Annotated in this window: 20 protein-coding genes and 2 pseudogenes; 7 read left to right on the top strand and 15 right to left on the bottom strand. The window is 71.3% G+C overall.

Going from position 1 to position 21,889, the window contains the following annotated elements; all coding sequences use genetic code 11:
- Nucleotides 1–397: 397 nt before the first annotated feature.
- A pseudogene (locus HCC78_RS33565) lies at nucleotides 398–850 on the bottom strand (hypothetical protein); the annotation flags it as partial.
- Nucleotides 851–922: 72 nt separating this feature from the next.
- Here HCC78_RS33565 and HCC78_RS34710 point away from each other — a divergent pair.
- A pseudogene (locus HCC78_RS34710) lies at nucleotides 923–1,564 on the top strand (IS3 family transposase); the annotation flags it as partial.
- A 223-nt stretch (nucleotides 1,565–1,787) separates the two neighbouring features.
- On the opposite strand, the gene HCC78_RS05195 reads toward HCC78_RS34710, so the two are convergent.
- Nucleotides 1,788–3,056, bottom strand: coding sequence for an ATP-binding protein (locus HCC78_RS05195; RefSeq protein WP_253949037.1), 1,269 nt, complete (start codon nucleotides 3,054–3,056; stop codon nucleotides 1,788–1,790).
- Nucleotides 3,053–3,784 (bottom strand): response regulator, encoded by a 732-nt coding sequence (locus HCC78_RS05190; protein ID WP_172327677.1) that lies wholly within the window; start codon nucleotides 3,782–3,784, stop codon nucleotides 3,053–3,055. Before HCC78_RS05190 ends, HCC78_RS05195 begins: the two co-directional genes overlap by 4 nt.
- Before the next feature lie 213 nt (nucleotides 3,785–3,997).
- On the opposite strand from HCC78_RS05190, the gene HCC78_RS05185 reads away from it, so the two are divergent.
- Both HCC78_RS05185 and HCC78_RS05180 read left to right on the top strand, forming a co-directional pair.
- On the top strand, nucleotides 3,998–4,606 hold the full coding sequence (locus tag HCC78_RS05185) for a hypothetical protein (RefSeq protein WP_172327676.1): 609 nt from the start codon (nucleotides 3,998–4,000) through the stop codon (nucleotides 4,604–4,606).
- A 70-nt stretch (nucleotides 4,607–4,676) separates the two neighbouring features.
- A complete protein-coding gene (locus tag HCC78_RS05180) occupies nucleotides 4,677–5,282 on the top strand; it encodes a hypothetical protein (RefSeq protein WP_172327675.1) in 606 nt (201 codons plus the stop codon).
- A gap of 92 nt (nucleotides 5,283–5,374) precedes the next feature.
- Here HCC78_RS05180 and HCC78_RS05175 read toward each other — a convergent pair whose 3' ends face one another.
- The 12 genes from HCC78_RS05175 to HCC78_RS05120 all read right to left on the bottom strand — a co-directional run bounded on the left by HCC78_RS05175 (nucleotide 5,375) and on the right by HCC78_RS05120 (nucleotide 18,519).
- Nucleotides 5,375–6,265, bottom strand: a complete 891-nt coding sequence (locus HCC78_RS05175) for a creatininase family protein (protein ID WP_172327674.1) — start codon at nucleotides 6,263–6,265, stop codon at nucleotides 5,375–5,377.
- A 43-nt stretch (nucleotides 6,266–6,308) separates the two neighbouring features.
- On the bottom strand, nucleotides 6,309–6,677 hold the full coding sequence (locus HCC78_RS05170; protein WP_172327673.1) for a hypothetical protein: 369 nt from the start codon (nucleotides 6,675–6,677) through the stop codon (nucleotides 6,309–6,311).
- Nucleotides 6,678–6,701: 24 nt separating this feature from the next.
- Nucleotides 6,702–7,991, bottom strand: a complete 1,290-nt coding sequence (locus HCC78_RS05165) for an FAD-binding oxidoreductase (RefSeq protein WP_172327672.1) — start codon at nucleotides 7,989–7,991, stop codon at nucleotides 6,702–6,704.
- A 292-nt stretch (nucleotides 7,992–8,283) separates the two neighbouring features.
- Nucleotides 8,284–10,242, bottom strand: coding sequence for an FAD-dependent oxidoreductase (locus tag HCC78_RS05160; protein WP_172327671.1), 1,959 nt, complete (start codon nucleotides 10,240–10,242; stop codon nucleotides 8,284–8,286).
- Between the two features lie 3 nt (nucleotides 10,243–10,245).
- Nucleotides 10,246–11,403 carry an FAD-binding oxidoreductase gene (locus tag HCC78_RS05155; RefSeq protein ID WP_172327670.1) on the bottom strand — a complete coding sequence of 386 codons (1,158 nt, stop codon included), beginning with the start codon at nucleotides 11,401–11,403 and terminating at the stop codon, nucleotides 10,246–10,248.
- Nucleotides 11,400–13,628, bottom strand: coding sequence for a GMC family oxidoreductase (locus HCC78_RS05150; RefSeq protein ID WP_172327669.1), 2,229 nt, complete (start codon nucleotides 13,626–13,628; stop codon nucleotides 11,400–11,402). The genes HCC78_RS05155 and HCC78_RS05150 overlap by 4 nt, the downstream gene beginning before the upstream one ends.
- Complete coding sequence (locus tag HCC78_RS05145; protein WP_216671031.1) at nucleotides 13,625–14,401, bottom strand: amino acid ABC transporter ATP-binding protein; 777 nt, start codon at nucleotides 14,399–14,401, stop codon at nucleotides 13,625–13,627. Before HCC78_RS05145 ends, HCC78_RS05150 begins: the two co-directional genes overlap by 4 nt.
- Nucleotides 14,398–15,066 (bottom strand): amino acid ABC transporter permease, encoded by a 669-nt coding sequence (locus HCC78_RS05140; RefSeq protein WP_172327668.1) that lies wholly within the window; start codon nucleotides 15,064–15,066, stop codon nucleotides 14,398–14,400. Before HCC78_RS05140 ends, HCC78_RS05145 begins: the two co-directional genes overlap by 4 nt.
- Nucleotide 15,067: 1 nt before the next feature.
- Nucleotides 15,068–15,733 carry an amino acid ABC transporter permease gene (locus HCC78_RS05135; RefSeq protein ID WP_172327667.1) on the bottom strand — a complete coding sequence of 222 codons (666 nt, stop codon included), beginning with the start codon at nucleotides 15,731–15,733 and terminating at the stop codon, nucleotides 15,068–15,070.
- 5 nt (nucleotides 15,734–15,738) lie between these two features.
- Complete coding sequence (locus tag HCC78_RS05130) at nucleotides 15,739–16,617, bottom strand: ABC transporter substrate-binding protein (RefSeq protein WP_172327666.1); 879 nt, start codon at nucleotides 16,615–16,617, stop codon at nucleotides 15,739–15,741.
- A 79-nt stretch (nucleotides 16,618–16,696) separates the two neighbouring features.
- Nucleotides 16,697–17,590, bottom strand: a complete 894-nt coding sequence (locus HCC78_RS05125) for a tripartite tricarboxylate transporter substrate-binding protein (protein WP_172327665.1) — start codon at nucleotides 17,588–17,590, stop codon at nucleotides 16,697–16,699.
- A 191-nt stretch (nucleotides 17,591–17,781) separates the two neighbouring features.
- Nucleotides 17,782–18,519 (bottom strand): GntR family transcriptional regulator, encoded by a 738-nt coding sequence (locus HCC78_RS05120; RefSeq protein WP_172327664.1) that lies wholly within the window; start codon nucleotides 18,517–18,519, stop codon nucleotides 17,782–17,784.
- Between the two features lie 352 nt (nucleotides 18,520–18,871).
- Between HCC78_RS05120 and HCC78_RS05115 the strand changes: the two genes are divergently transcribed.
- The 4 genes from HCC78_RS05115 (at nucleotide 18,872) to HCC78_RS05100 (ending at nucleotide 21,876) form a co-directional block, all read left to right on the top strand.
- Nucleotides 18,872–19,153 (top strand): FeoA family protein, encoded by a 282-nt coding sequence (locus tag HCC78_RS05115; RefSeq protein WP_172327663.1) that lies wholly within the window; start codon nucleotides 18,872–18,874, stop codon nucleotides 19,151–19,153.
- Nucleotide 19,154: 1 nt separating this feature from the next.
- On the top strand, nucleotides 19,155–21,041 hold the full coding sequence (locus tag HCC78_RS05110) for a ferrous iron transporter B (protein ID WP_253949036.1): 1,887 nt from the start codon (nucleotides 19,155–19,157) through the stop codon (nucleotides 21,039–21,041).
- Nucleotides 21,042–21,111: 70 nt separating this feature from the next.
- A complete protein-coding gene (locus HCC78_RS05105; protein WP_172327661.1) occupies nucleotides 21,112–21,636 on the top strand; it encodes a hypothetical protein in 525 nt (174 codons plus the stop codon).
- Nucleotides 21,637–21,678: 42 nt separating this feature from the next.
- Complete coding sequence (locus HCC78_RS05100) at nucleotides 21,679–21,876, top strand: hypothetical protein (RefSeq protein WP_172327660.1); 198 nt, start codon at nucleotides 21,679–21,681, stop codon at nucleotides 21,874–21,876.
- The last annotated feature ends 13 nt before the right edge of the window (nucleotides 21,877–21,889 follow it).

Here is a 21,889-nt window from a genome sequence, read left to right as displayed (position 1 = left end):
GGAGCGTTGAGCCCTTTTCCGGAAACCCGGTCCCGGGAGCCTGGCGCCCGGCAAGCCGCTCCGGCGCAACGATCCGGGCTCCGCATCCGGCCACCGGCCCGGCTGCCGCGCCCGGCCATTGTTCCCGGGCCAATGGCGGACAGGGCCGCGCTCCCCGTCGAGCGCGCCGGTTCCCCGCCTTTCCATCCGGACCCGGATCAGGCTGCGCGGCAGGCCGCGGCGGCGGCCGAGCGCGCGGAGCGTTCCGCCGCCCCGAAACCCGGCGGCGACCTGGCGCTTGAATCCGGTGCTGCGGCCTCGGTGGCGTCCGGGCATGGGCATTCTTCCTCTGGAAGCCCGCGGAGGGCGAATTCAACCCGGCCGCCTGGCCCGCCCGCAGCGGCGCAATTCAGGCCCGCCGTTCCACGCGCTTCGCGTTCGCTGCCCGCCCGGCCCCGCGGAGCATGGCTGCAATGCGGCGACATCCGCAGCGGCTTGGCTGGTCGGAGCGATGATGTCCGCGGTCAAGGCATCCTCGCCGGCCCGCCCGCGCGGCACTTTGAGCTGCGTGGACCGTTGCTGGCCGAGACTGCGGCAGGCACGGCGTCCGCCCTCCATCGGGCCCGGACCGGTGGCGCCTCCATGGCCCGCCTCTGAACGTCTGCCGGACGGAGCCGATGCAGCCGCGGCAGCGAGCGGGACTCGGGGGCTCCCCCCGCTCGGCGCTGAGCCGGTCCGCCGGACCGGTTCCGGGACGCCCTTCGCTCCCGGTGCGGTCGCGCGGCCGCTTGGACCCGTGGTGCGACCGCGCTCACTCCTTCAGGATCAGCGTCTCGGGCGTCAGGTCCGAGACGGCCTTGCGAAGACGCTCCCTCGCCGTCGCCCATCGGGCTCGGACCGGTGGCGCTTCCGCTGGCAATTCCTCGGATCAATGGCGGATAGCGGCTCGCTCCGCGGCAAGCCGCACGGAACGACGGTGCCGGACAAGAAGGCTGCATGCCCTTCGGACAAGGTGAACCGGCAGTTCCGGGCGCCTGCTCCGAACATGCTCTGCCCTCTCGACGACTGCGTGCAATCGCCTGCCGGGTGACAGGTGGGCGGCTTCGCCTGCGCGGCGACCCGGAAGGGGGGCGCCTGCGCGGCCGCCCGCCATCGGGCCCGGACCGATGGCGCCGCGGCGGGCAGCCGTCCCCTATGCCCCGGAGCAGGCGGTCCGCGATCGCCGTCCGGCAAAGGGGAGGGCGCCGGCCCATCACAGCGGCCGCGGCTCCCAGCACCTGTCCATCAAGCGCACGGAGCGGCTGGCGGAAGCGGGCATCGGGCCCTCGGTTGGCAGCGTGGGGGACAGCCATGAATTCAAGCAAAGGGGCAGAACGCTTTGGCGGAGACGATCAACGGTCTCCACAAGGCCGAGGTCATCCACCACAGTGGCCCGTGGCGCAACTTCGAGGCTGTAGAATGCGCGACGCTTGAATGGGTGGATTGGTTCAGCAACCGCCGCCTGTTCGAGCCGATCGGGAGCATCCCGCCTGCGGAAGCCGGGACAAATTTCCACGCAGCTCTGGAACCCGAAGACATGGCCGCGCAACTATCGCAAACCGGCCTCCGGCAGACCCCGGGCGGTTCACTGTCCCATGTTCCAATCCTCCATCTGGCTCGAAAGCCTACTTCAGGCAGGACCGATTTTCAGGGCGCAGACCAGAAGACGGGCGTGATTTTCATTTTCCGGGGCGTCCCAGAAAGCGGCGAGCATGCCCGACGGTGTCGGCTCCGCTTCCGGCCCGTCCCGGAATGAGGGACCTCCGGCGCTAGCGCTGCGCCGGGTCGGTTCGCAGCGTCACCGTCTGGCAGAGCCCCCTGGGCTCGAGATTGGCGATCTCGATGGTGCCGCCGAAGCGTTCCAGGATCTCGCGGGCGATTGCCAGGCCGAGCCCCGCGCCGGGCAGCGTCTTGCGCCGCGCGGGATCGACGCGGAAGAACGGCTCGAATACCCTGCCCAGCATGTCAGGCGGCAGGCCCGGCCCGGCGTCGCGGATCGTTACCACGGCGTGGCCGTCCGCGCAGGCCAGTGCAACTTCGGCACCGCCGCCATGGGTCGCCGCGTTCAGCACCAGGTTGCGCAGCGCGCGCTTCAGCGCCAGCGGACCGGCCGTCACCGTCGCCGGAACGGTCGTGCCCAGTTGCACCGGATGGCCCAGCTCGGCCAGTTCGGCGGCCATCTCGGCCAGAAGCCGGTCGAGCCGCAGCGGTTCGGTGCCGTCGCGGCTGACTTCCTCGCGCACCAGCCGGATGGCGCTGTCGGCGATCAGGTCGAGTTCCTCGAGATCGGCCAGCCACTTTGCGCGCTCGGCATCGTCCTCGATGAATTCCGCCCTCAGCCGCATCCGCGTCATCGGCGTGCGCAGGTCGTGTCCCGCCGCCGCCACCAGCCGCATCCGGCTTTCCATCGCGGCCGAGAGCCGTTCGGACAGCCGGTTGAGCGCGCGGGCGGTGGCGCGCACCTCGGCGGGGCCGGTTTCGGGCACCGGCGAGAGCGTCGCATCCGCGCCGATCCGGCCGGCCGCGGTTTCCAGCAGGCGCAGCGGCCGCACCAGCCGCTGGGCGGCATAGAGCGCGACCACCGCCGAGCCGCCGAGGATCACCGCGATCCAGATGGCGAAGATCTGCCAGCCGCTCTCGGGCGGGGACATGTCCGGGATGCCGGAGACCAGCCAGCTGCCGCCGGCAAGCCGCACCGAGGCGGTCTTGGCCGGCAGGTCGCTGCCATGGCTGACCTGGACCTCGCGGTGCGGGCCGGTCTTCTCCAGCGCGCGGTTGAGGAAGCGGGTGGAATGCGGATCGGGCACGCCCGCGGCCGGGGCTGCCTGCAGCCGGCCGCCCGCGCGGCGCAGCGCCGCCGGATCGGTCTCGGCCAGGCGCGCGAGGATCTGGATCTGGCGGGCAATCGGCTCGATCGTCGCCTGCGGCGGCGGCGGCACCAGCGCGCGGCTGGCCGCCAGCGTTGCCAGTCCCGCCACGGTCACGATCGCCACGATCATCAGCGCGGCGATCCGGGCGCTGAGCGAGGTCATCTTCATCGCGTCGCCGCCTGCGCCTCGACCGGTACCACCAGCTGGTAGCCGCCGTTGCGGACCGTCTTGAACAGAGCCTCCTCGCGGCCCTCGCCCAGCTTGCGCCGCAGCCGGCTCATCAGCACGTCGATCGAGCGGTCCATCGGGTCGCGTTCGCGTCCCTGGGTCAGGTCGAGCAGCTGGTCGCGGGACAGCAGCCGTCCGGGACGTTCGAGGAAGACCCGCAGGAGGTCGAACTCGGCGCCGGTCAGCTCGATGTCGCGGCCGTCCCCGGCGGTGACGCTGCGGCGCTCGATGTCGATGTCCATCCCGGCGATGCGGTACCGCCGCATCCCCGCGGTCTCGGGCGCGGGCGGCTCCTGCGCGGCGCGGCGCAGCACCGCCTTGATCCGGGCCACCAGCTCGCGCGGGTTGAACGGCTTGCCGAGGTAGTCGTCGGCGCCGAGCTCCAGCCCGATGATCCGGTCGACATCCTCCTTCAGCGCGGTCAGCATGATGACCGGCAGGTCCGGCAGGCGGGCGCGCAGCTCGCGGCAGATCTCCAGTCCCGAGCCGTCGGGCAGCATCACGTCCAGCACCACCAGGTCGGGCAGCGACTGGGCGATCCGCGCCTGGCAGTCGCGCCGGTTGGCGGCGGTCTGCACGCGGAATCCCTGCCCGGCCAGGTAGCGCCCCAGCAGGCTGCGGATTTCGGGGTCGTCGTCGACGATGAGAATGTCGGGCGCGCTGTTCATGTCTCTGTGTCCAATGTCCTGCGCCGGACCATAGCGGCTGCAAGCTCTCGGCGGGAAACGGATTTGTTGCGCAAGCTTGCCGGGGCGGCGCTGGAAACGTTCGTTTGCAAATCTCCGCCGGCCGGAAACCTTTCGTCACGCGCCGGACCAAGCCCGGACAAGGAGGCAGCCTATCTCTGCTCCTGTCACCACACCGAGGAAAGGAAAGGTGCGATGAAACGAACCGTCATGAGCAGTCTTCTGGCAGCCGCCCTGGTGGGCAGCGCCGCGATCCCGGCACTGGCGGAGTCTCCGCGCGCTCCGGCCGGCCAGGCGCAGATGCACGACCACCGCATCCCGCCGAAGGGCAACCCGGAAATGGCCGTGGCCGAGCGGCTGTCGACGCTGGAGACGCTGATCGGCGTCACGCCAGGGCAGGAACCGGCCTGGCGCGCCTATACAGTGGCGCTGCTGGACTTCTTCGAGACCGGGCATCCCGGTCCGATGGGCGGACCGGGGCCGAAGCCCGGCGCCGCGCCGGGGGCGGATGCCCCGCCGCATGCCGAGGGTGCACCCGAAGGCGCCCAGGCGCCGGCGCCGCGGCCGCTGATGGCCGAGATGATGGCCGACCGCGCGATCGCCAGGGCGCAGGCGGCGGAAACGCTGAAACAGGCGGTCGAGGGGCTGAAATCCGCGCTGACGGATGACCAGCTTGCCAAGCTCGCGATGGCGGAGATGCCGCCCCATGGCGCCCCGCATGACGGCCAGCGCCCGGACATGCCCGGCAAGGGCGGGCCGCGCCCCGACGGCCAGCGCCCGGCCCAGCCCCCGGCGGCGCAGTAGGCCTGCCCGGTCCCGCCGCTCCGGCGGGGCCGCTCCCGTCCCGATCCCCCATGACCGAAGGAGCCAAGACATGGCCCGTTCCGCAACTTTCGCCGCCGCCGCCGCGGTCCTGACGCTGGCGTTCTCTCCCGCGGCTTTCGCCCAGTCCCAGGGCGGCGGCCAGCCGTCCTGCAAGCCCGGCCAGCAGGCCTGCGTCCAGCAGCAGGGCGGTCCCTCCGGCCAGAAGCCGGGACAGGGCGGCCCGGCCCAGGGCCATGGCCAGCAGGCGCAGGGCCAGTCCAGGGGCCCTGGCGGCCCGCAGCAGGGCGGGCCCCAGCATGGCGGTCCGGGCAAAGGCCAGGACCAGCGGGCCCAGGGCCAGCCCAGGGGTCCCGGAGGTCCGCAGCAGGGCGGTCCGCAGCACGGAGGTCCGGCCCATGGCCCGGGCCAGCAGGCGCAGGGCCAGCCGGGCCGCCAGATGGCGCAGACCCCGCCCAAGGGCCAGCCGCACGGCGCCCCCCATGTCGGCGACAGCGCGCGGGCCGGCCGGCCGGTGCAGCCCCCGGCACATGGCCATCTGCAGGCGCCGCCGAAGGGCCAGGAGTACCGGGTGATGAACGACCAGGTCGTGCGGGTCGACAGCAACACGCTGAAGGTGCTTGCCGTCGTCGGCCTCGCCAGCGCGCTGCTGAACTGATCTTCCGGTCCGGGCGTCCCGCGGGCGCCCGGATCTTGCCGCCGCCGGTTCTCAGGGGGCCGGCGGCGGCATGCATTGCGCGCGTCGGCGGCTCATTTGGCGGCCTTCGGCGCGACGACGGGGGCCGCTATGCCCGGCGCATGGCGGTCCCGCGCCACGCCCACCCGCAGCGGGGTGCGGGCGAAACGTTCCAGGAATTCCGCAAGCTTGGCCACCGTCACTTCGGTCAGCTCCGCACCGGTTTCCCGTGTCGAGACGCCCGGATCGCCCCAGTAGCCGCAATCATCGGCATGGAAGATCGCCGCCCAGCTCGCGCCGTAATCGGTGATCGGGTCGTCCGGATGCCCCGGCGCGATCCAGGGCTGGATCAGGCGGGCAGGCAGGCCGGCGATCTTCCCCTCGATCAGCCCGGCGGTCTCGGCGCCGGCCAGATCCATCAGCATCGCGGTCTCGTGCTCGCAGGCATGGCCCTGGCGCGGCAGCCCGCCCTTCATGAAGGCGCGGAACGCGGGATCCGAGGGCGCGGTGTAGTCCACCATGCCCACCGGATAGCCGTCCGTGGTCAGCTGCCCGACCAGCGCGCGCAGCGGCGCCGAATTGCCGCCATGGCCGTTGACGAAGATCGCGCGCGGGAAGCCCGCGTCGATGATGGAGCGCGCGATGTCGGTCAGCATCGCCATGTAGGTTTCCAGCCTGAGGCTGATCGTGCCGGGCCAGCTCAGGTGATGCGGCGTGAAGCCGAAACTTACCGCCGGCGCGACCACGACAGGCGTGTCCTGCATCCGTGCGGCGGCCAGCTCGGCGACGGCGGCGGCCAGCATCGCATCGGTCTCGACCGGAAGGTGGTCGGAATGCTGCTCGATCGATCCGGTCGGGATCAGCACCAGCGCGCCGTTGGTGGCGGCTTCGGCCAGTTCGGCGCGGGTGAGCTCGGCCCAGATCAGGGCGCGCGGGGCGAAATGGCGGGGGGTGGCGTCGGTCATGCCTCGGTCCTGTTCTCCGTTGGGGACTTGCAAGCGGAGCCGCTCACATGTCGCCCGCTTCCTTCGAGGGGGTGGCGCAGACCGCGATCACCAGCCCGGCCTCGCCGATGACGTGGCGGTAGCGGTAGTCCTTGGGCAGGAAGACCGCGTCGCCCTGCTTGAAATGATGCGTGATGCCGGTCGATTCCACGATCTGCGTCGACCAGCCATGCAGGCAGTAGAGGATCACCTCATGCTTGCCGTCGCCTTCGACCATGACGTCGAAATGCGGCATGTAGGTGGTGATGTGGAAGGACATCGGGCTGCCATGCAGCTTGTTGGTGATCAGCCTGTGGCTGAACTCCTTGTCCTTGTGGACCCAGGTCAGCTCCACGTCTTCCTGCCGGGACCACCGGATCTGATCGTCGCTCATCGTGTTTCTCCTGTCTTGCCGGGGTCAGCCCTGCGCCTCCAGCCGGTCCCGCAGGCCGCTCCAGGGCAGCCAGAGATGCGGGCCGAGGCCGGAGAGCCGGGCCATGGGAACGGGGCGGGGGGCGGTGACCGGCAGGACGAAGTCCTGCGCGGCGGTGCGTCCCGCGAGAAGCGCGGCAGTTTCGCGGCCGAGCGCGGTGGACAGCGCCACGCCCCGGCCGTTGCAGCCGATCGCGCCGAAGAGCCCGGGGCCGAGCCGGACCATGCGCGGCAGCGCGTCCATCGTGGCGGCAATGGTGCCGGTCCAGACCGCGTCCGCGCGCAGCTCAGGCAGGCCGGGCACGAAGGCGCGCAGGCGCGCGAGGAAGCCCCTGGCTGCGCGGGCGTCGCGGCCGGGGCCGGGCACGGCCATGCCGCCGGTGACCAGCCGTCCGTCCTCGGTCCAGCGCAGGGCGAAAGTATGGCGGCGGGTATCGGCGACCGGGGCCATGGCGGGCAGGATGCGGCGGCGGAACTCATCCGGCAGCGGCTGGGTCGCCACCTGGTACACCCGCACCGGCACGATCCCGTCGCGCATCGGCGGGCAGAGCGGGCCGACCATCGCGTTCGTCGCCAGCAGCGCCTGCCGCGCGGCGACTTCGCCCGCCGCCGTGGCCACGCGCCAGCCCGTGGCGGTCTCCTGCAGGCCCGATGCGCGGCTTCCGGCATGGATCCGCACCCCGGCGGCCAGCGCGGCGCGGGCCAGCCCGCGGGCATAGGCCAGCGGGTTGATCTGCCCGCCCGAGGCGACGCGCAGCCCGCCATGCAGCGACGGCAGCCCGGCCAGGGCCAGCATCTCGCCGCGGGACAGGAATTCGGCATCGACCCCGGCTTCCAGCAGCGCGGGCAGCCGGCCTTTCAGCATCGCCTCCGCGGCCGTGCTGTGCCCGGGCTGGAGCCAGCCGTTCCGCGCGCGGGCGACCTCCAGCCCGTGCCGCTCGATCAGCCCGAAAACCGCATCGCCGGAGCCGGCCACCAGCCGCAGCAGGCGCGCGGCATGGGGCTGCCCGAGAAGGGCTTCGGCCTCTGCCGGACCGAGCGCGGATTTAAGCGAGGGCACGACGAAGCCGGTATTGCGCCCCGACGCACCGAAACCGGGGCCTTCGGCCTCCAGCAGCACCACATCCATGCCAGCCTCCGCCGCATGCAGCGCTGCCGAGAGCCCGAGAAATCCGCCGCCGATCACGGCCAAGTCGGTTCTGGCGCTCCCCTCAAGCGGCGGGCAGTACGGGGCGGGCGGCGCCAGCCGTTCCCAGAGCGATCCATTGCCGGTCATGCAGGTCTCTCCGCGCTGCGCCGCACTGCGCCTGCGGCCCGGACCGGCAGGGGGCGGTGCGACTGGGCCGCTCCGGGGCGCCGTGCGGCGGGCAGCCGCCGCAATCCGGTGCCGGCCCCGGGGAGCCGGCCGCGCTGCGGAGCGACGGGTGCGGGCCTTGCGGCAGGGGCGCTCCGCGCCATCTTTCGCGGCGATCGGGTCCCTGGCGCCTCCGCGGCGCGGCCGGAAGGCTGACCGCCTGCGATGCGCGCAGCGGCTGCGGCTTGCGCCGCTGCGGCGCCATCCCGGCCGGTCATGCCCGGAGCCCCGCTTCGAGCCCCTCGAGGATCGCCGCTTCGGCATCGCGCGGCGCATAGGCGTCTCCGATCACCTCGTAGGGAATGCCGAGCGCCTCCAGATCGGCGGCAAGCCCGTTCCGCGGCAGGCCGGGCAGGGCAGCGACGAGGCTGTCGGCGGCCAGCCGCTCCGTCTCGGTCCGGGTCATCACGTTGTGGAAGACGACCGCCCCGTCCTCGACGCGCAGCGGCACGACCGTGGCCAGGAACCGCACCCCGGCCCGCAGGCATTCGCGCTGGAAATAGGTGAGGTTCTGGATTTCGAGGTTCTGCCCGGCATGGAAGGCCGCGGTCGAGAGCGTCACCTCATGGCCCGACTGCGCGAGGCTGAGCGCCAGGGCCAGCGCCGGGGCACGGTTCATCCCGTCATGGACCAGCACGCGCCGGCCGATCCGGCTGCCGCCTTCGGACCAGTCGAGAACGGCCTCGTCGAGCGTCAGGATCGTCCCGGGCGGAGCCCCGGGCAGCAGGAAGGGACGCGGCACGGCGCCGGTGGCCAGGATCGCCCGGCCGGGCGCCAGCGCCGCAATCAGCGCGCGGTCCGCCGCCACGCCGGTGCGCACGGTCACGCCGGCCCGCGCGAGCTCGGCCGCCTTGAACCCGATGAGCCGCGCCCATTCGCTGCGCCCGACGGGGCGGCGGGCAAGGTCGAGCCGGCCGCCCAGCCGCTCCGTCGCCTCGGCGAGCGTGACGCGATGGCCGCGCCGCGCCGCGGCAAGCGCGGCCTCCATCCCGGCCGGGCCGCCGCCGATCACCAGGACCTTCTGCGGGGCCAGGACGGATGCGGGCGCTGCCAGCTCGGTCTCGCGCCCGGTGACCGGATTGCCGAGGCAGCTGATCGCCCGTCCGCGGTAGAGCCGCCCGAAACAGGCCTGCTCGCAGGCGATGCAGGGGGTGATGCGCTCCGGCGTGCCCTCGCGGGCCTTGCGCGGCAGATGCGGATCGGCAATCAGCGCGCGCGCCATCCCGGCCATGTCGGCGTCGCCCGCTTCCAGCATCTCTTCGGCAAACTCGGCGGTATGGATGCGGGTGCCATGGATCACCGGCACGCCGATGCGCTCCCGGATGGTGCGGGCGACCGGGCGGAACGGCCCCGGCGGCAGGCCCATCGGCGGCTCGTGGAGCATGTTCGACACCAGATTGCCATCGGTTCCGGCGGAGACATCGACGAAATCGAGCCGGCCCGCCGCCACCAGCATCGGCACGATCTCCGCCATTTCCCCGGCACCGAGCCCGCCCGGCACCAGCTCGTCGCCGGAACAGCGGATGCCCAGCGGCACGTCCGGACCGATGCGGGCGCGCACCGCGGCGAGGATCTCCATGGCAAAGCGCGCCCGGTTCTCCCGGCTGCCGCCATAGCCGTCGCTGCGGTGGTTGGAGAGCGGCGACAGGAACTGCTGCACCAGAAGCCCGTGGCCGCAATGCACCTCGATCCCGTCGAGCCCCGCCTCGATGCAGCGCGCCGCCGCATCGGCATGGGCCGCCACGATCATCGCGATCTCGGCCGCGGTCATCTCATGTGCGACCTCGCCGTATTTCTCCTCGTAGCCCGCTGAGGCCGACCAGAGCGGCACAGGGCGGGCGGAGGTGGCAAAGCCCATATGCGACAGATAGCCGAAGACCTTCGTGCCATGGCGCTGCACCGCGCGCGCCAGCCGCGCGAGCCCGGGAATGATCCGGTCGTCATAGTTGCACAGGAGCCCGGTGATCCCCGGCGAGGACGGGTGGACCTGCTGCGAGCCCAGCATGATGAGCCCGGTGCCGCCTTTCGCGCGCTCCTCGTAATAGGCGATCATCTGGTCGTTCGGCGTGCCGTCCTTCGGCATGCCGGTGCCGTGGCCGGTCAGCACGATGCGGTTGGCGATCTCGCAGCGGCCGAGCCGGATCGGCTCCATCAGGCGCGGAAAGGCGGTCATGGCTCAGGCGACCTCGAGGATCGGCTCGGCGCGGAAGGCCGCCAGCCTTGCGGCGTCAGGCGCGATGCGGTCCGTCGCGAAGGGCGCCAGCAGCGGCTCGGACCCGGTGGCCAGGTCGCGGGCGACGAGCTCGCCCACCGCCGGGCAGATCTGGAAGCCGTGGTTCGAGAAGCCGCAGGCGAGGTAGAGCCCGGGCAGCGACCGTCCGATGAAGGGATTGCCGTCGATCGACTGCGCCTCGGTCCCGGCCCATTGATGCACGAGCCGGTGGCGGGCGAGACGCGGCAGGATGGCGGCCGCCCCGGCCCATTGCTTCGCGGCATGGGCGTCGAGCGGCAGCGTCTCCAGCCCGCGCCCGGTCGGCCGCGCGAACCAGCGCCCGCCCATCATGAAGGCGCCCGAGCGGAGCTGCTTCAGCGACAGGTTGCGCCCGACGGCGGTGACGGTCGGGGCCAGCAGATCCCGCGGCGCGATATCCGACAGCAGCATCTGCAGCCCGCGCGCCCGGATCGGCAGGTCGAGGCCGAAGGGCGCCAGCAGCGCCTCCGTCCAGGCCCCGGCTGCCACGACGGTCGTGCCCGCCTTCAGCGCGCTGCCATCGGCAAAGGCGACCCCGGCAACGCCGTCCGCCCCGGGCAGCAGCCTGGCCGCCTGGCCGAAACGCAGCGCCGCGCCCTCGCGTGCCGCGGCGGCGGCAAAGGCGCGGGCCACACGGCCCGGATGCGCCTGCCCGTCGCCTTGCGTATAGGCGCCGAGCAGCGCGCGGGCCGTGATCTCGGGGGCAATCTCGCGGATCCGGGCCGGCTCCACCCGCTCGATGGCAAGCCCGCCGGCCAGATCGGCGGCAATGCGCGCCTCGATCACGGGGATCTCCGCCTCGGTCTCGGCCAGATGCAGGTGTCCGCCGAAGCTTTCCTCCAGATCGGCCCCGAGCTCGGCCCCGAGCAAGGGCCAGCGCGCGGCGGCCATCAGGGTCAGCGGCTGGTCGGCGGCGTGGCGGCCCTGGCTGCGCAGCCCGCCGGCGCTGGCCCAGCTTGCCGAGGGTGCTGCGGCCGGACCTGCGGCATCGACGAGCGCGACCTTTGCCCCGGATCTCGCCAGATGCCAGGCGATGGCGCCGCCAGTGACGCCGGCGCCCAGGACGATGACATCGGGGCTCATGCGGTTTCCTCCAGGCGGGTTTCGGCCAGATCGGCGATCACGGCCCCGGCGGCTCTGAGCGACAGCGCCAGAATGGTCAGCGCCGGGTTCACGGGCGGCAGCGAGACGAAGCTCGACCCGCCGACCACGGTCAGGCCGGGCGTGTCATGGACGCGGCCGAAGCCGTCTGTGACCGATGTCGCCGGATCATGGCCCATCCGCGTGCCCCCCGTGTCGTGGGTGGAGATCGGCCCGGTCAGCGCCGGGCGCCGCCAGGTCCGGGTCGCGCCCATGCCGCGGGCGATTTCCTCGGCGCGATCCTGCAGCCAGGGGATCATCTTCTTCTCGTTGCCGCCGATATCGAAAGTGATGCGCACCACCGGGCGGCCGAGATCGTCGGTCACCGTGTCGTCGAGATCGAGCCGGTTGTTCTGGCTCGGCAGGATCTCGGGATCGAGGAACAGCATCGAGATCGAGTTGTAGTTCTTCACGAAGAAGTCCCGCCAGGCGGCGCCCCAGCGCGGCACGTCCGGGGGCAGCACGCCCGACGCCTCGATCGGCAGGTACTGGTTGAAGACCGCGATCCGCCCGCCGCGGATGAAATCCTTGTCCGCATGGTCGAAGTGGTCGCAGCTGAGATCGGCAATGGCCTGAGCCTGCGCGGTCGGGCCGATGAAGCGGTTGACCGGCTCGCCGTCGAAGACCGCATAGACCGAGGGCTGCTGGCGGGTCATGTAGTAGCGCCCGACCTGGCCCTGGTTGTTGCCGAGCCCGTCGGGGTGGTCCGCGTCGCGCGACAGCAGCAGCAGCCGCGTGTTCTCGAAGGCGTAGGTCGCGACGATGATCTGGCGCCCGGACTGGACATGCTCGGCGCCGTCCGTCGTGCGGTAGCGCGCGCCCGTGGCGCGGCCGCCTTCGGTGACGATCTCGGTGACGCGCGCGCCGGTGACGATGGTCAGAAGCCCGGAGGCCAGCGCTTCGGGCAGCACGGTGTTCTGCGCCGAGGCCTTGGCATCGACATGGCAGCCGAAGCGCGAGCAGAAGCTGCAATAGGTGCAGGCATGGCGGCCCTTGTAGGGCGCCGTCAGGATCGCGGCGGGCAGCGCGAACGGGTGATAGCCGAGCGTTTCGGCGGCCCCGGCGAAACGCGCGCCAAGGCCCGAGCGGCGCAGGGCGGGCATCTCGTAGGGCTTGGCGCGCGGCGCCTCGAACGGGTTGCCGCGGCTGCGCCCGCCATCGCGCGGCCCGCCGGCATGGCCCGAGACGCCCAGCCACTCCTCGGCCTCGTCATAGAAGGGCTCCAGATCGCGGTAGCTCATCGGCCAGTCGGCGACCGCATGGCCCTCGGGCAGACGCTCCGCCCCGTATTTCGCGACCGTCTTCGAATGGATCTCGAAATCATCCTCGTAGAAGCGCATCGCCACCGCGCCCCAGGCGACGGAATTGCCGCCGAGCCGGGTCTCCAGCCCCTGGCTCATGCTCGCGGGGCGGGCGGGGCTCTCCGGGTTGAGCCGCCAGGTCGGCACCTCGGCATTGAATTTCTCGGCCCCGCCCAGGTTGCGGAAGGCGGTGGCGGACAACTCGTCCATCGCGTGTTCGCGGCCATGGCGGGGGGAGCCCGCCTCCAGCATCACCACGCGCTTGCCTGCGCGCACCAGCTTCAGCGCCATGAAGCTGCCGACGAAGCCGCCGCCGACGATCACCGCATCGGCGCCGTCGATCGGCGCGCCGGCCGGCCGGGTCTGCGGAACCTCGGCCAGCCGCGCATCCTGCGACAGGGACGCCATCGGCTGGGGATCGCGCGCCACCTTGCGGCCGACGGTCTGCTCGGCCTCCTCATAGCCGTTCTGCGCCCCGGGAAAGCCGATCAGCCGCCAGCCCGCCATGTCGCGGTTGCCGCCATGGGCCGGGTCGCAGAACAGACCCTCGCGCAGGTGACGCCAGATCAGGTCGAAGGCGGAATGCCCGGCCGGATGCGGCAGGCCGGGCAGGGTGCCATCCTCCAGCGCGGCCACCAGGCGGTCCTGCGCCTCTGCCTCCGCCGTGCCGAAGCCCGCCGCGCCGAGCGCGGCCAGCGTCTGGCGGTAGAGGGCCAGATGCCCGGCATAGGGACCGGCCAGCGCCGCCGCGACATACTCCGCCGCCCCGATCTCCACTGCGCCGGGGGTGCCCTCGCCGGGCGGGAAGATCCGGTCGAAGAGCGCGTCCAGGACTTGGCGTTCAGGCGGGGTCAGCATGTCGGTCATCGGTCTTTTCTCAGCAGTCGTTGCAGGAAGGCCTGCGTGCGGGGCTCGGAGGGGCTGCGCAGGAGCTGGGCCGGCGGGCCGGTCTCGACGATGCGGCCCTTGTCGAAGAACACCACGCGGTCGGCGGCCTCCTCGGCGAAATCCATTTCATGGGTGACGACCAGCATGGTCATGCCGCCCTCGGCGAGGCGTTTCATGACGCGCAGCACCTCGCCCACCAGTTCGGGGTCGAGCGCCGAGGTCGGCTCGTCGAAGAGCATGACCTTGGGCTGCATGGCGAGCGCGCGGGCGATGGCGACGCGCTGCTGCTGGCCGCCGGAAAGCTCGGCCGGAAAGGCACCGCCGCGGCCCTCGAGCCCGACCTCGGCCAGGAGCCCTTCGGCGCGCTCCGTGGCGGCGGGACGCGAGAGCCCGCGCACCGCCATTGGCGCCTCGATCAGGTTCTGCAGCACGGTGAAATGCGGGAAGAGGTGGAAATGCTGGAACACCATGCCGACCTCGGAGCGCTGGCGGCGCAGGTCGCGTTCGGACAGGCGGCGGGGTCCGCGCGCGCCCTCGGCGACGCCCATCAGCCGGCCGTCGATCCAGACCTGGCCCTCGTCCGGCGGGTCGAGATGGTTGATGGTGCGCAGGAGCGTCGACTTGCCCGAGCCCGAGGCGCCGATGATCGCGACCACCTCGCCGGGCATCACGTCGAGCGACACGTCGTCAAGCGCCATGAAGCTGCCATAGCGGCGGGTCACGGATTTCACGGAAACGATGGGGGCAGTCATGCGGCGGCAGTCCGTCGGCTGAGCCGCAGATGCCGTTCCGCCAGAGCCTGGATCAGGGCGAGGATGCCGTTGAGCGCGAGGTAGAACCCCCCGGCGATCAGCAGGAAGACATAGGGCTGGTAGGTGATCGAGGAGGCCCGCGTCGCCTCGGCGGTCAGGTCGGCGACCGAGACCATGGAGGCCAGCGAGGTGCCCTTCACCATGATGATGGCGCGGGTCATGTAGGGCGGGATCATCAGGGGCAGCGCCTGCGGCAGCAGGATGCGGCGGATGGCGTGGGTGCGCGGCAGTCCGAGCGCCGCCGCAGCCGAGAGCTGGCCCTTCGGCACGGCGGCGATGGCGCCGCGCATGTCCTCGCTCATATAGGCGGCGCCCATGGCGACGAGGCCGATGCTGGCCGCCGCGAAGGGCTTCAGCCGGATGCCGAATTGCGGCATGCCGTAGAAGACGAAATAGAGCACGATCAGCGCCGGCAGGAGCCGCACCGCATTGACCAGGATGGCGAGGGGGAGCGCCGCCCAGCGGGGGCCGGTCTCGCGGGCCAGCGCGATGGCGAGCGCGATGGGCGTCGCCAGCAGCAGCGTCCAGAACGAGAGCTGGACCGTGATCCAGAAGCCGGAGAGGAGGTTCGGCCAGTAGGGGGCGATGACGGACCAGGCGGGCATGTCAGCTCCGCGCCCGGCGCCGGGCCGACCAGCGCTCGCCCAGCATCTGCAGGATCAGGAGCCCGGCATCGAGCACCGCATAGATCGCGGCCGCGACGATGAGCACCTCCATCGGGCGGAAGGTGACGACGAAGACCTTCTTGGCCGCCGAGGTCAGTTCGGGCACCGCCACGGCCGCGGCCAGCGCGGTGCCCTTGAGGATCTCGGTGGCGTGGGAAATGTAGGGCGGCAGCGCCGCGGGAATGGTCTGGGGCAGGATGATGCGCAGCAGCACCCGGTGCCTGGGCAGGCCGAGCGCGGCGGCCGCCTGCCACTGGCCCTTCGGCACCGAGGCCAGGCCGGAGGCGAAGACCTCGCCGAAATAGAAGGACATGTAGACCGTCATCGCCAGGATCGCGGCCGGCAGCGGCGGCAGGGTCAGCCCCATCAGCGGCAGGCCGAAGAAGGCGAAGAACAGCAGCAGGAGCGGGGGGATGCCCCGGAAGATCCAGCTCGCCCCCATCACCGCGCCGCGCAGCGCGGGAGAGGGGGCGCCGCGCAGGAGCGCGACCAGAACCCCGCCCGGCGTGGCCAGCACCAGCACTGCCAGCGTCAGTTCCAGCGTCACCGCCGCCCCTTTCAGGAGCGCCGGGACCACCGTGGGAATGGAGCTGAAATCCAGGGACAATCGGGTCAGTACCCGATGCGGTTCAGCAGGTCGACTTCGGCAGTGGAGGTCGCGTACTTGCCGATCAGCTCCGACAGCGTGCCGTCTGCGCGGTAGTTGCCGAGCATCGTGTTGACCGCGACCAGCAGGTCGGGCTCGTTGGGGTTGACGCAGAGGCTCTGCGGGAAGACCTCCAGCGCCGGGCCGACCATGGCGAGCTGATCCTTCACTGGCGATTCCTCCAGCGTGTTCAGGGCGTTCGACAGGTTCATCACGATCACGCCCGCCTGGCCGTTCATCAGCCCCATCAGGCTTTCCTGCAGGCCGGGGAATTCGGTGGTCTCGGCCTCGGGCAGCGCCTTCTTGGCGCCCTCGAAATAGATTTCGCCGCGCACGCCGCCCACAACCGCGTCGCCGACATCCTCGAAGGAGGTCACGCCGCTATCCTTGGTGGTGATGCCGACGGTGGCGTTCAGCCCGGTGGGCGAGGTCATCAGGAACTGGTCCGATCCCAGCCGGTCGGGATTCCACGACGCACCGTCGCAGGCGAGGTCGAAGCGGCCCGCCGCAAGGCCCGGCAGGATGCCCGCCCATTCGAGCTGGACGAACTCGATCTTCAGGCCCAGATCGGCGGCGAGCTTCTCGAACAGCTCGACATAGGACCCGGTCAGCTCGGAGGTGGCCGGGTCGACGAAGGTGCGGGGCGGGGAGGCGCCGGTGGTGCCGACGGTCAGCACGCCGTCCTTGATGAGGTTCTTCAGCGGCCAGGGGGTGGGATAGTTCTTCACCGGCTGCGGCGCGCCGATTGCCTCCTCGAAGGCCTTGGCGGCGCCATCCTGGGCGATGGCGGGGGCGGCGGCGAGCATCAGCGCGAGCGTCGAGGTCGCGAGACCAGTCTTCAGCATTTGGGGTTCTCCTGTTGGCGGGAATGCGGGCTTGGGCCCGTCTGGCGGATTGCCTGCTCGTGGCTTGCCTGCGGCCGGATCAGGCGGGTTCGGGAAGCAGGCCCGCGAGGCCCAGATGCTTCCCGTACCAGTCCCATTCGGCCTCGAGGAAATCGCGGAAGGCCGCGCCGGCCAGCCAGGCGTCCTCCTGGCCGTTGCGGGCGAGGTAGCCGCGCCAGGCGTCGCTGTCGCGGAGCCGCTCGAAATGCGCGTGCCAATCGGCCTGGGCCTCTTCGGACAGTCCGCCGGGCGCCATGATCCCGCGCCAGAGCTGGAAGCTGACCGGCAGCCCGGCCTCGCCCAGCGTCGGCACGTCGGGGAAGGCGGGGCGGCGGGTTCCGTCCAGCGCGGCGATGACTGTCATGGTGCCTGCCTCGACATGCGGCAGGATCTCGGCGGCGACACCGACGCCCCAGTCGATGCGGCCCTCGATCAGCGCGTTCCAGACGGCGGGCTCGCTTTCGGTGACGATGAACTCGACATCCGCGCCGGTGCCGTCGGCGATGGAGAGCGCCAGCAGGTGGTTGATGCCGCCGAGGAAATAGCCGCCGGTGCGGGTCGTGGTCTTCGCGATGTGATCGAGGAAGCCCGCCGCCGTCGCCCAGGGCGAGTCGCTGCGCGCGACTACGAAGAAGCGGTCGGCCACGAGCCGGGCGATCGGCGTCAGGTCGCGATGGGTCAGGGACATGCCGCGCAGCAGCGGCGCCTGGATGAAGACCGGGGTGCAGGTCGAGACCAGGCTGGCGTCGCCGCTCCGGGCCCGCATCCAATGCATTGAATCGACGCCCGGATCATCCCCTTTCGGCAGCAGGTCCAGCGGCGGCAGGTGCGGCATCGCCTCGGCCTGCGCGGCCCGGAGCGCCTCTGCCAGCACCGGGGGCGCGCTGCCTGCGGGGCCATGGACGATGAGGGTGTTCCGGAGGGCGAGGGACATTTTGCGCACCGTGAAATATCTGTCTTACTATTCTGATGTTGCGACTGATATTTCAGTTCGTCAATCCGGATAAAGTTCTTCCTCCGCGCAAAATGCGGGCGGCTGCGGGAAAACATGCCTGCGGGATTGCCATATGCGGCGGGGGGCGGGACAGGCCTGCGCCGGCGGCGGCAGCTGTCCCGCGGCGGCGGTCAGAGGCGGATGCTGCCGAACTGCCGCGAGGTGGCGAGCGCCTGGAACAGGCCCTGCCGCGTGACGTCGTTGTGGCGGATCATCAGCTCGCGCACCTTGGCCCGGTCGCGGGCGGCCAGCGCGTCGACGATCTCCACGTGGTCGGTGTTGGTCTCGCTGTTCACGTCGCGCAGCTGCGCGCCGAGATAGAAGAACCGCTCCAGCTCGGCGATCTGCCGGGTCAGCACGCCCAGAAGCCGCTCGTTGCGCGAGGCCCGCGCGATGGCGAGGTGGAATTCGCGGTTGGCGGCGATGAAGGCCTCTATCGTCGGCACCTCGTCCTTCTCGTAGGCGACTACGGCCAGTTCGCGCAGCTGGGCCAGCTCGTCTTCCGTGATCTGCTCGCAGGCGAGCTCGCCGGCCCCGGCTTCCAGGATGGTGCGCAGGTCGAACAGCTCGTTCATGTCGCCGAAGGTGATCGGCGCGATCTGGTAGCCGCGGCGCGGGAAGGTCTGGACGAGCCTTTCCTGGCGCAGCGCGGCCAGCGCCTCGCGCACCGGGGTCTTGGAGACTTCGAACCGTTCGGCCAGCTCGGCCTCGGAGATTTCCTGGCCCGGCTCCAGCCGGCAGGACAGGATCTCGGACTTGAGCCGCTGGTAGACCTGCTCGGTCAGGGAGGGAGCCCTGGCGGGACGCCCGGACGGCTTTCCGTCCGTCCTGCGCTTGCTGCCTGCGCGCGCGCTGCCGGTTCCGTCCATCTGCCGTCTCCCCTCTGTGTCCGCCTCGTCCCGCGCTCCGGCCCGTTCTTGCGGTTCTTCTGAAATGCCAGTGATATATTACTAGCATCCTACCCTCCGCGGCAGCAAGTCCGGATCGCGGCGCCGTGAGCACGGGGCCGTGCCGTATCCCGGCGGGCGAGTCGCGCGCTTTCCGGGACCTCCGGTCCTGCGCAGGCCATGTTGCGGTTCTTCCGGGCATCCATGCGCACAAAACCCGGGCACATGACGGTTCCGTGACGGCTGGCATCCCGGGAATTTGATCTGGAACAAGGTTGCCAAGCTAATCCGACTGAATCTATCAGTTACTAGCCGCGCCCCGAAAGGACCTGCCATGGAACTGAGACAGCTGGATGCCATCGACCGCACGGTCTCGCTCGGCGAGGCAGGCAAGGGGTTCCGCGGGAGGGTGGTCTGCCTGCTGCCGCTGCCCGGCAGCGGCCGCCTCGCCCCCGAGGAGATGGAGCGCCGGCTGATCGAGATGGGCTTCATCGAGGGCGTCGAGGTCTCCGTGATCCACGAGGGCCCGTTCGGCCGGGACCCGATCGCGGTCCGGGTCGGCGGCTCGACCGTGGCGCTGCGCCGCCGCGACGCGATGGCGATCCTGACGGAGTGACATGATGAAGGATGTTGCGGCAGCAACCGGCGAGCGGGAGACCCGCATCGCCCTGATCGGTGCGCCCAATTGCGGCAAGACCTCGCTGTTCAACGCGATGACCGGGGCCAACCAGCGGGTCGGCAACTATTCCGGCGTCACGGTGGAGCGCAAGATCGGCATGGCGGCCACCCCGGGCGGCGAGCGGCTGGCGATCGTCGACCTGCCCGGCACCCACAGCCTGCGCGCGCGCAGCCCCGACGAGATGGTGACGCGCGACATCATCCTCGGGGTCCGCAGGGACGCGGGCGAAATCGACCTGATGATGGTGGTGATCGATGCCACCCATCTGCGCCCGGGCCTGCGGCTGGCGCAGGAGCTGGGCCGGATCGGCCTGCCGCTGCTCGTCGTGGTCAACATGATCGACATCGCCCGCCACCGCGGCATCGAGATCGACCTCGGCCTGCTGTCGCGCGATCTCGGCCTGCCGGTCGTCGCCTCCACCGCGGTGCGCAAGGCGGGGATGGAGGCGCTCTGGACGCAGCTCGACGCGATGATCGGCAGCGGCCTGCCCGCGCGCGGCGAGATGGGCTGGAGCGAGCCCTCGGCCGCCGACCTGCGCGCTCTGCTGCGCGAGGCGGACCGGATGATCGCCCATGCGGTGACAGTGCCCGAGCGCCGCCGCAGCGCGACCGAGCGGGTCGACGCGGTGGTGATGCATCCCGTCGCCGGGCCGGTGATCCTGCTGGCGATCATGTTCCTGATGTTCCAGGCGGTCTTCGCCGGGGCGACGCCGCTTATGGACGCGCTGGCCGCCGCGGTCGATGGCGTGGCCGTTGCCGCCGCCGCGATCCTGCCCGACGGGCTGATCCAGGGGCTGGTGGTCGACGGCGCGATTGCCGGGGTCGGCAGCGTCATCGTCTTCCTGCCGCAGATCCTGATCCTCTTCGCCTTCATCCTGATCCTGGAAGACCTGGGCTACATGGCCCGCGCGGCCTTCCTGATGGACCGGATCATGGGGGTGGCGGGCCTTCATGGCCGCGCCTTCATCCCGCTGCTGTCCAGCTTCGCCTGCGCCATCCCCGGCATCATGTCGGCCCGGGTGATCGACGACCGCAAGGACCGGCTGACCACCATCCTGATCGCGCCGCTGATGACCTGCTCGGCGCGGATCCCGGTCTATGTCCTGCTGATCGGCGCCTTCGTTCCGGCAAGGACCATCGGTTTCGGCATCGGGCTGCAGGGGCTGGTCATGTTCGGCCTCTATGCCGCCGGGATCGTCGCGGCGCTGGCCGTCGCCTTCGCCGGCCGGATGATGTTCCGCCGCCACGAGATCGCAGCGCCCCTGATGCTGGACCTGCCCGACTACAAGCTGCCGCAATTGCGCGGCGTGGTGCTGGGCCTGTGGCAGCGGGGCCAGGCCTTCCTGCGCCGGGCGGGCACAATCATCTTCACTGCCAGCCTGGTGATCTGGGTGCTGTCCACCTTCCCCTTCGCGCCGGCGGGGGCCGAGGGCCCTGCGATCAACTACAGCTTCGCGGCGATGATCGGCCATCTGCTGTCGCCGATCCTGTCGCCGATCGGCTTCACCTGGGAAATCTGCGTCGCGCTGGTGCCGGGCATGGCGGCGCGCGAGGTCGCGGTGGCCGGGCTGTCCACCGTCTACGCGATCCAGGGCGGCGGCGACGGGGCCCTGGCCCTGGCGCTGGCCCGGCACTGGAGCCTCGCGACCGGCGTCTCGCTGATCGTCTGGTACATCTTCGCGCCGCAATGCCTGTCGACCCTCGCCGTGATCCGCCGCGAGACCGGCTCCGCCCGTTGGATGTGGATCGCCACCGGCTACATGTTCGCGCTGGCCTACGCGGCGAGCTTCCTCGCCTATCACGCGGTGCTGGCGATCGGCGGCTGAGGCGCCCCGTCCTCTGGGCAGGCGCGTGCCCTTGCCCTAGCCTGGGGAGTGTCAGGCAGGAGAGGCAGCGGTGACCGGCGAGCGGGTGCATCACAGGACGCGGGCGGCGGCGCTGATGGCCCATGCCATGGCCGTGCCCAGCCGGCGCGCCTATGACCGGCGGGTCATCGACGGGCTGATCGACGAGATCGCGGTGCGGCCCGAGGAGCGGTTCCAGCTCTATTCCCTGGTGAAGAGCTCGCAGGACCCGGATCTGCCGCCGGTGGTGCTGGATCTGATCCGCGACCGCCAGGCCGAGATCGCGCGGCAGCTCGACAGCCGCGAGGGCGACGACCGCAGCCAGGGCGTCTGGGCGCAGCGCCTGGGCGGCGGCTCGCTCCTGGCGGCGATGGGCTTCCTCGCGACCGGCACGCTGGGCGGCGGCATGGCGGCTGCCGCCGTTGCGGCAGGGGCCGCCGCAAGCTGGGCGACGACAAGGTTCCGGTCGCGGATCACCGCCGATTGCGTCGCCCTGCGCAGCGATTGCGCAAGGCTGGCCAACCTGGAGACGCTCGTCGCCTCCGCCGGGGCCGCGGGGCCGGGAACTGGAAATTAACGGCCCGGCGGGTTATATTGCGGGAGTACAGGGAGACTGCGCATGTTCGAAGCACTTTCTAGCGAAGTCCTGGTCGGCGGCTCGATCATCGGGATCAGCGCGCTTGCCACCTGCATGGGCTACGCCGCGATGGTCCGCCACCGCCCGCAGCCGCGCCCGGTCGATATCGACCAGGCCGTGAAGAATGCTCCCTACGAAAACCTTTCCAACGTGGTGAAGATCGAGCCCGCCAAGCGCTAGGCTCTCTGCCGCA

Origin of the sequence: Mangrovicoccus sp. HB161399 (assembly GCF_013184745.1) — a bacterium.
Lineage (GTDB): Bacteria > Pseudomonadota > Alphaproteobacteria > Rhodobacterales > Rhodobacteraceae > Mangrovicoccus.
The sequence above is the reverse complement of the archived record's forward strand: the minus strand, read 5'-3'. Positions and strand labels throughout refer to the sequence as shown.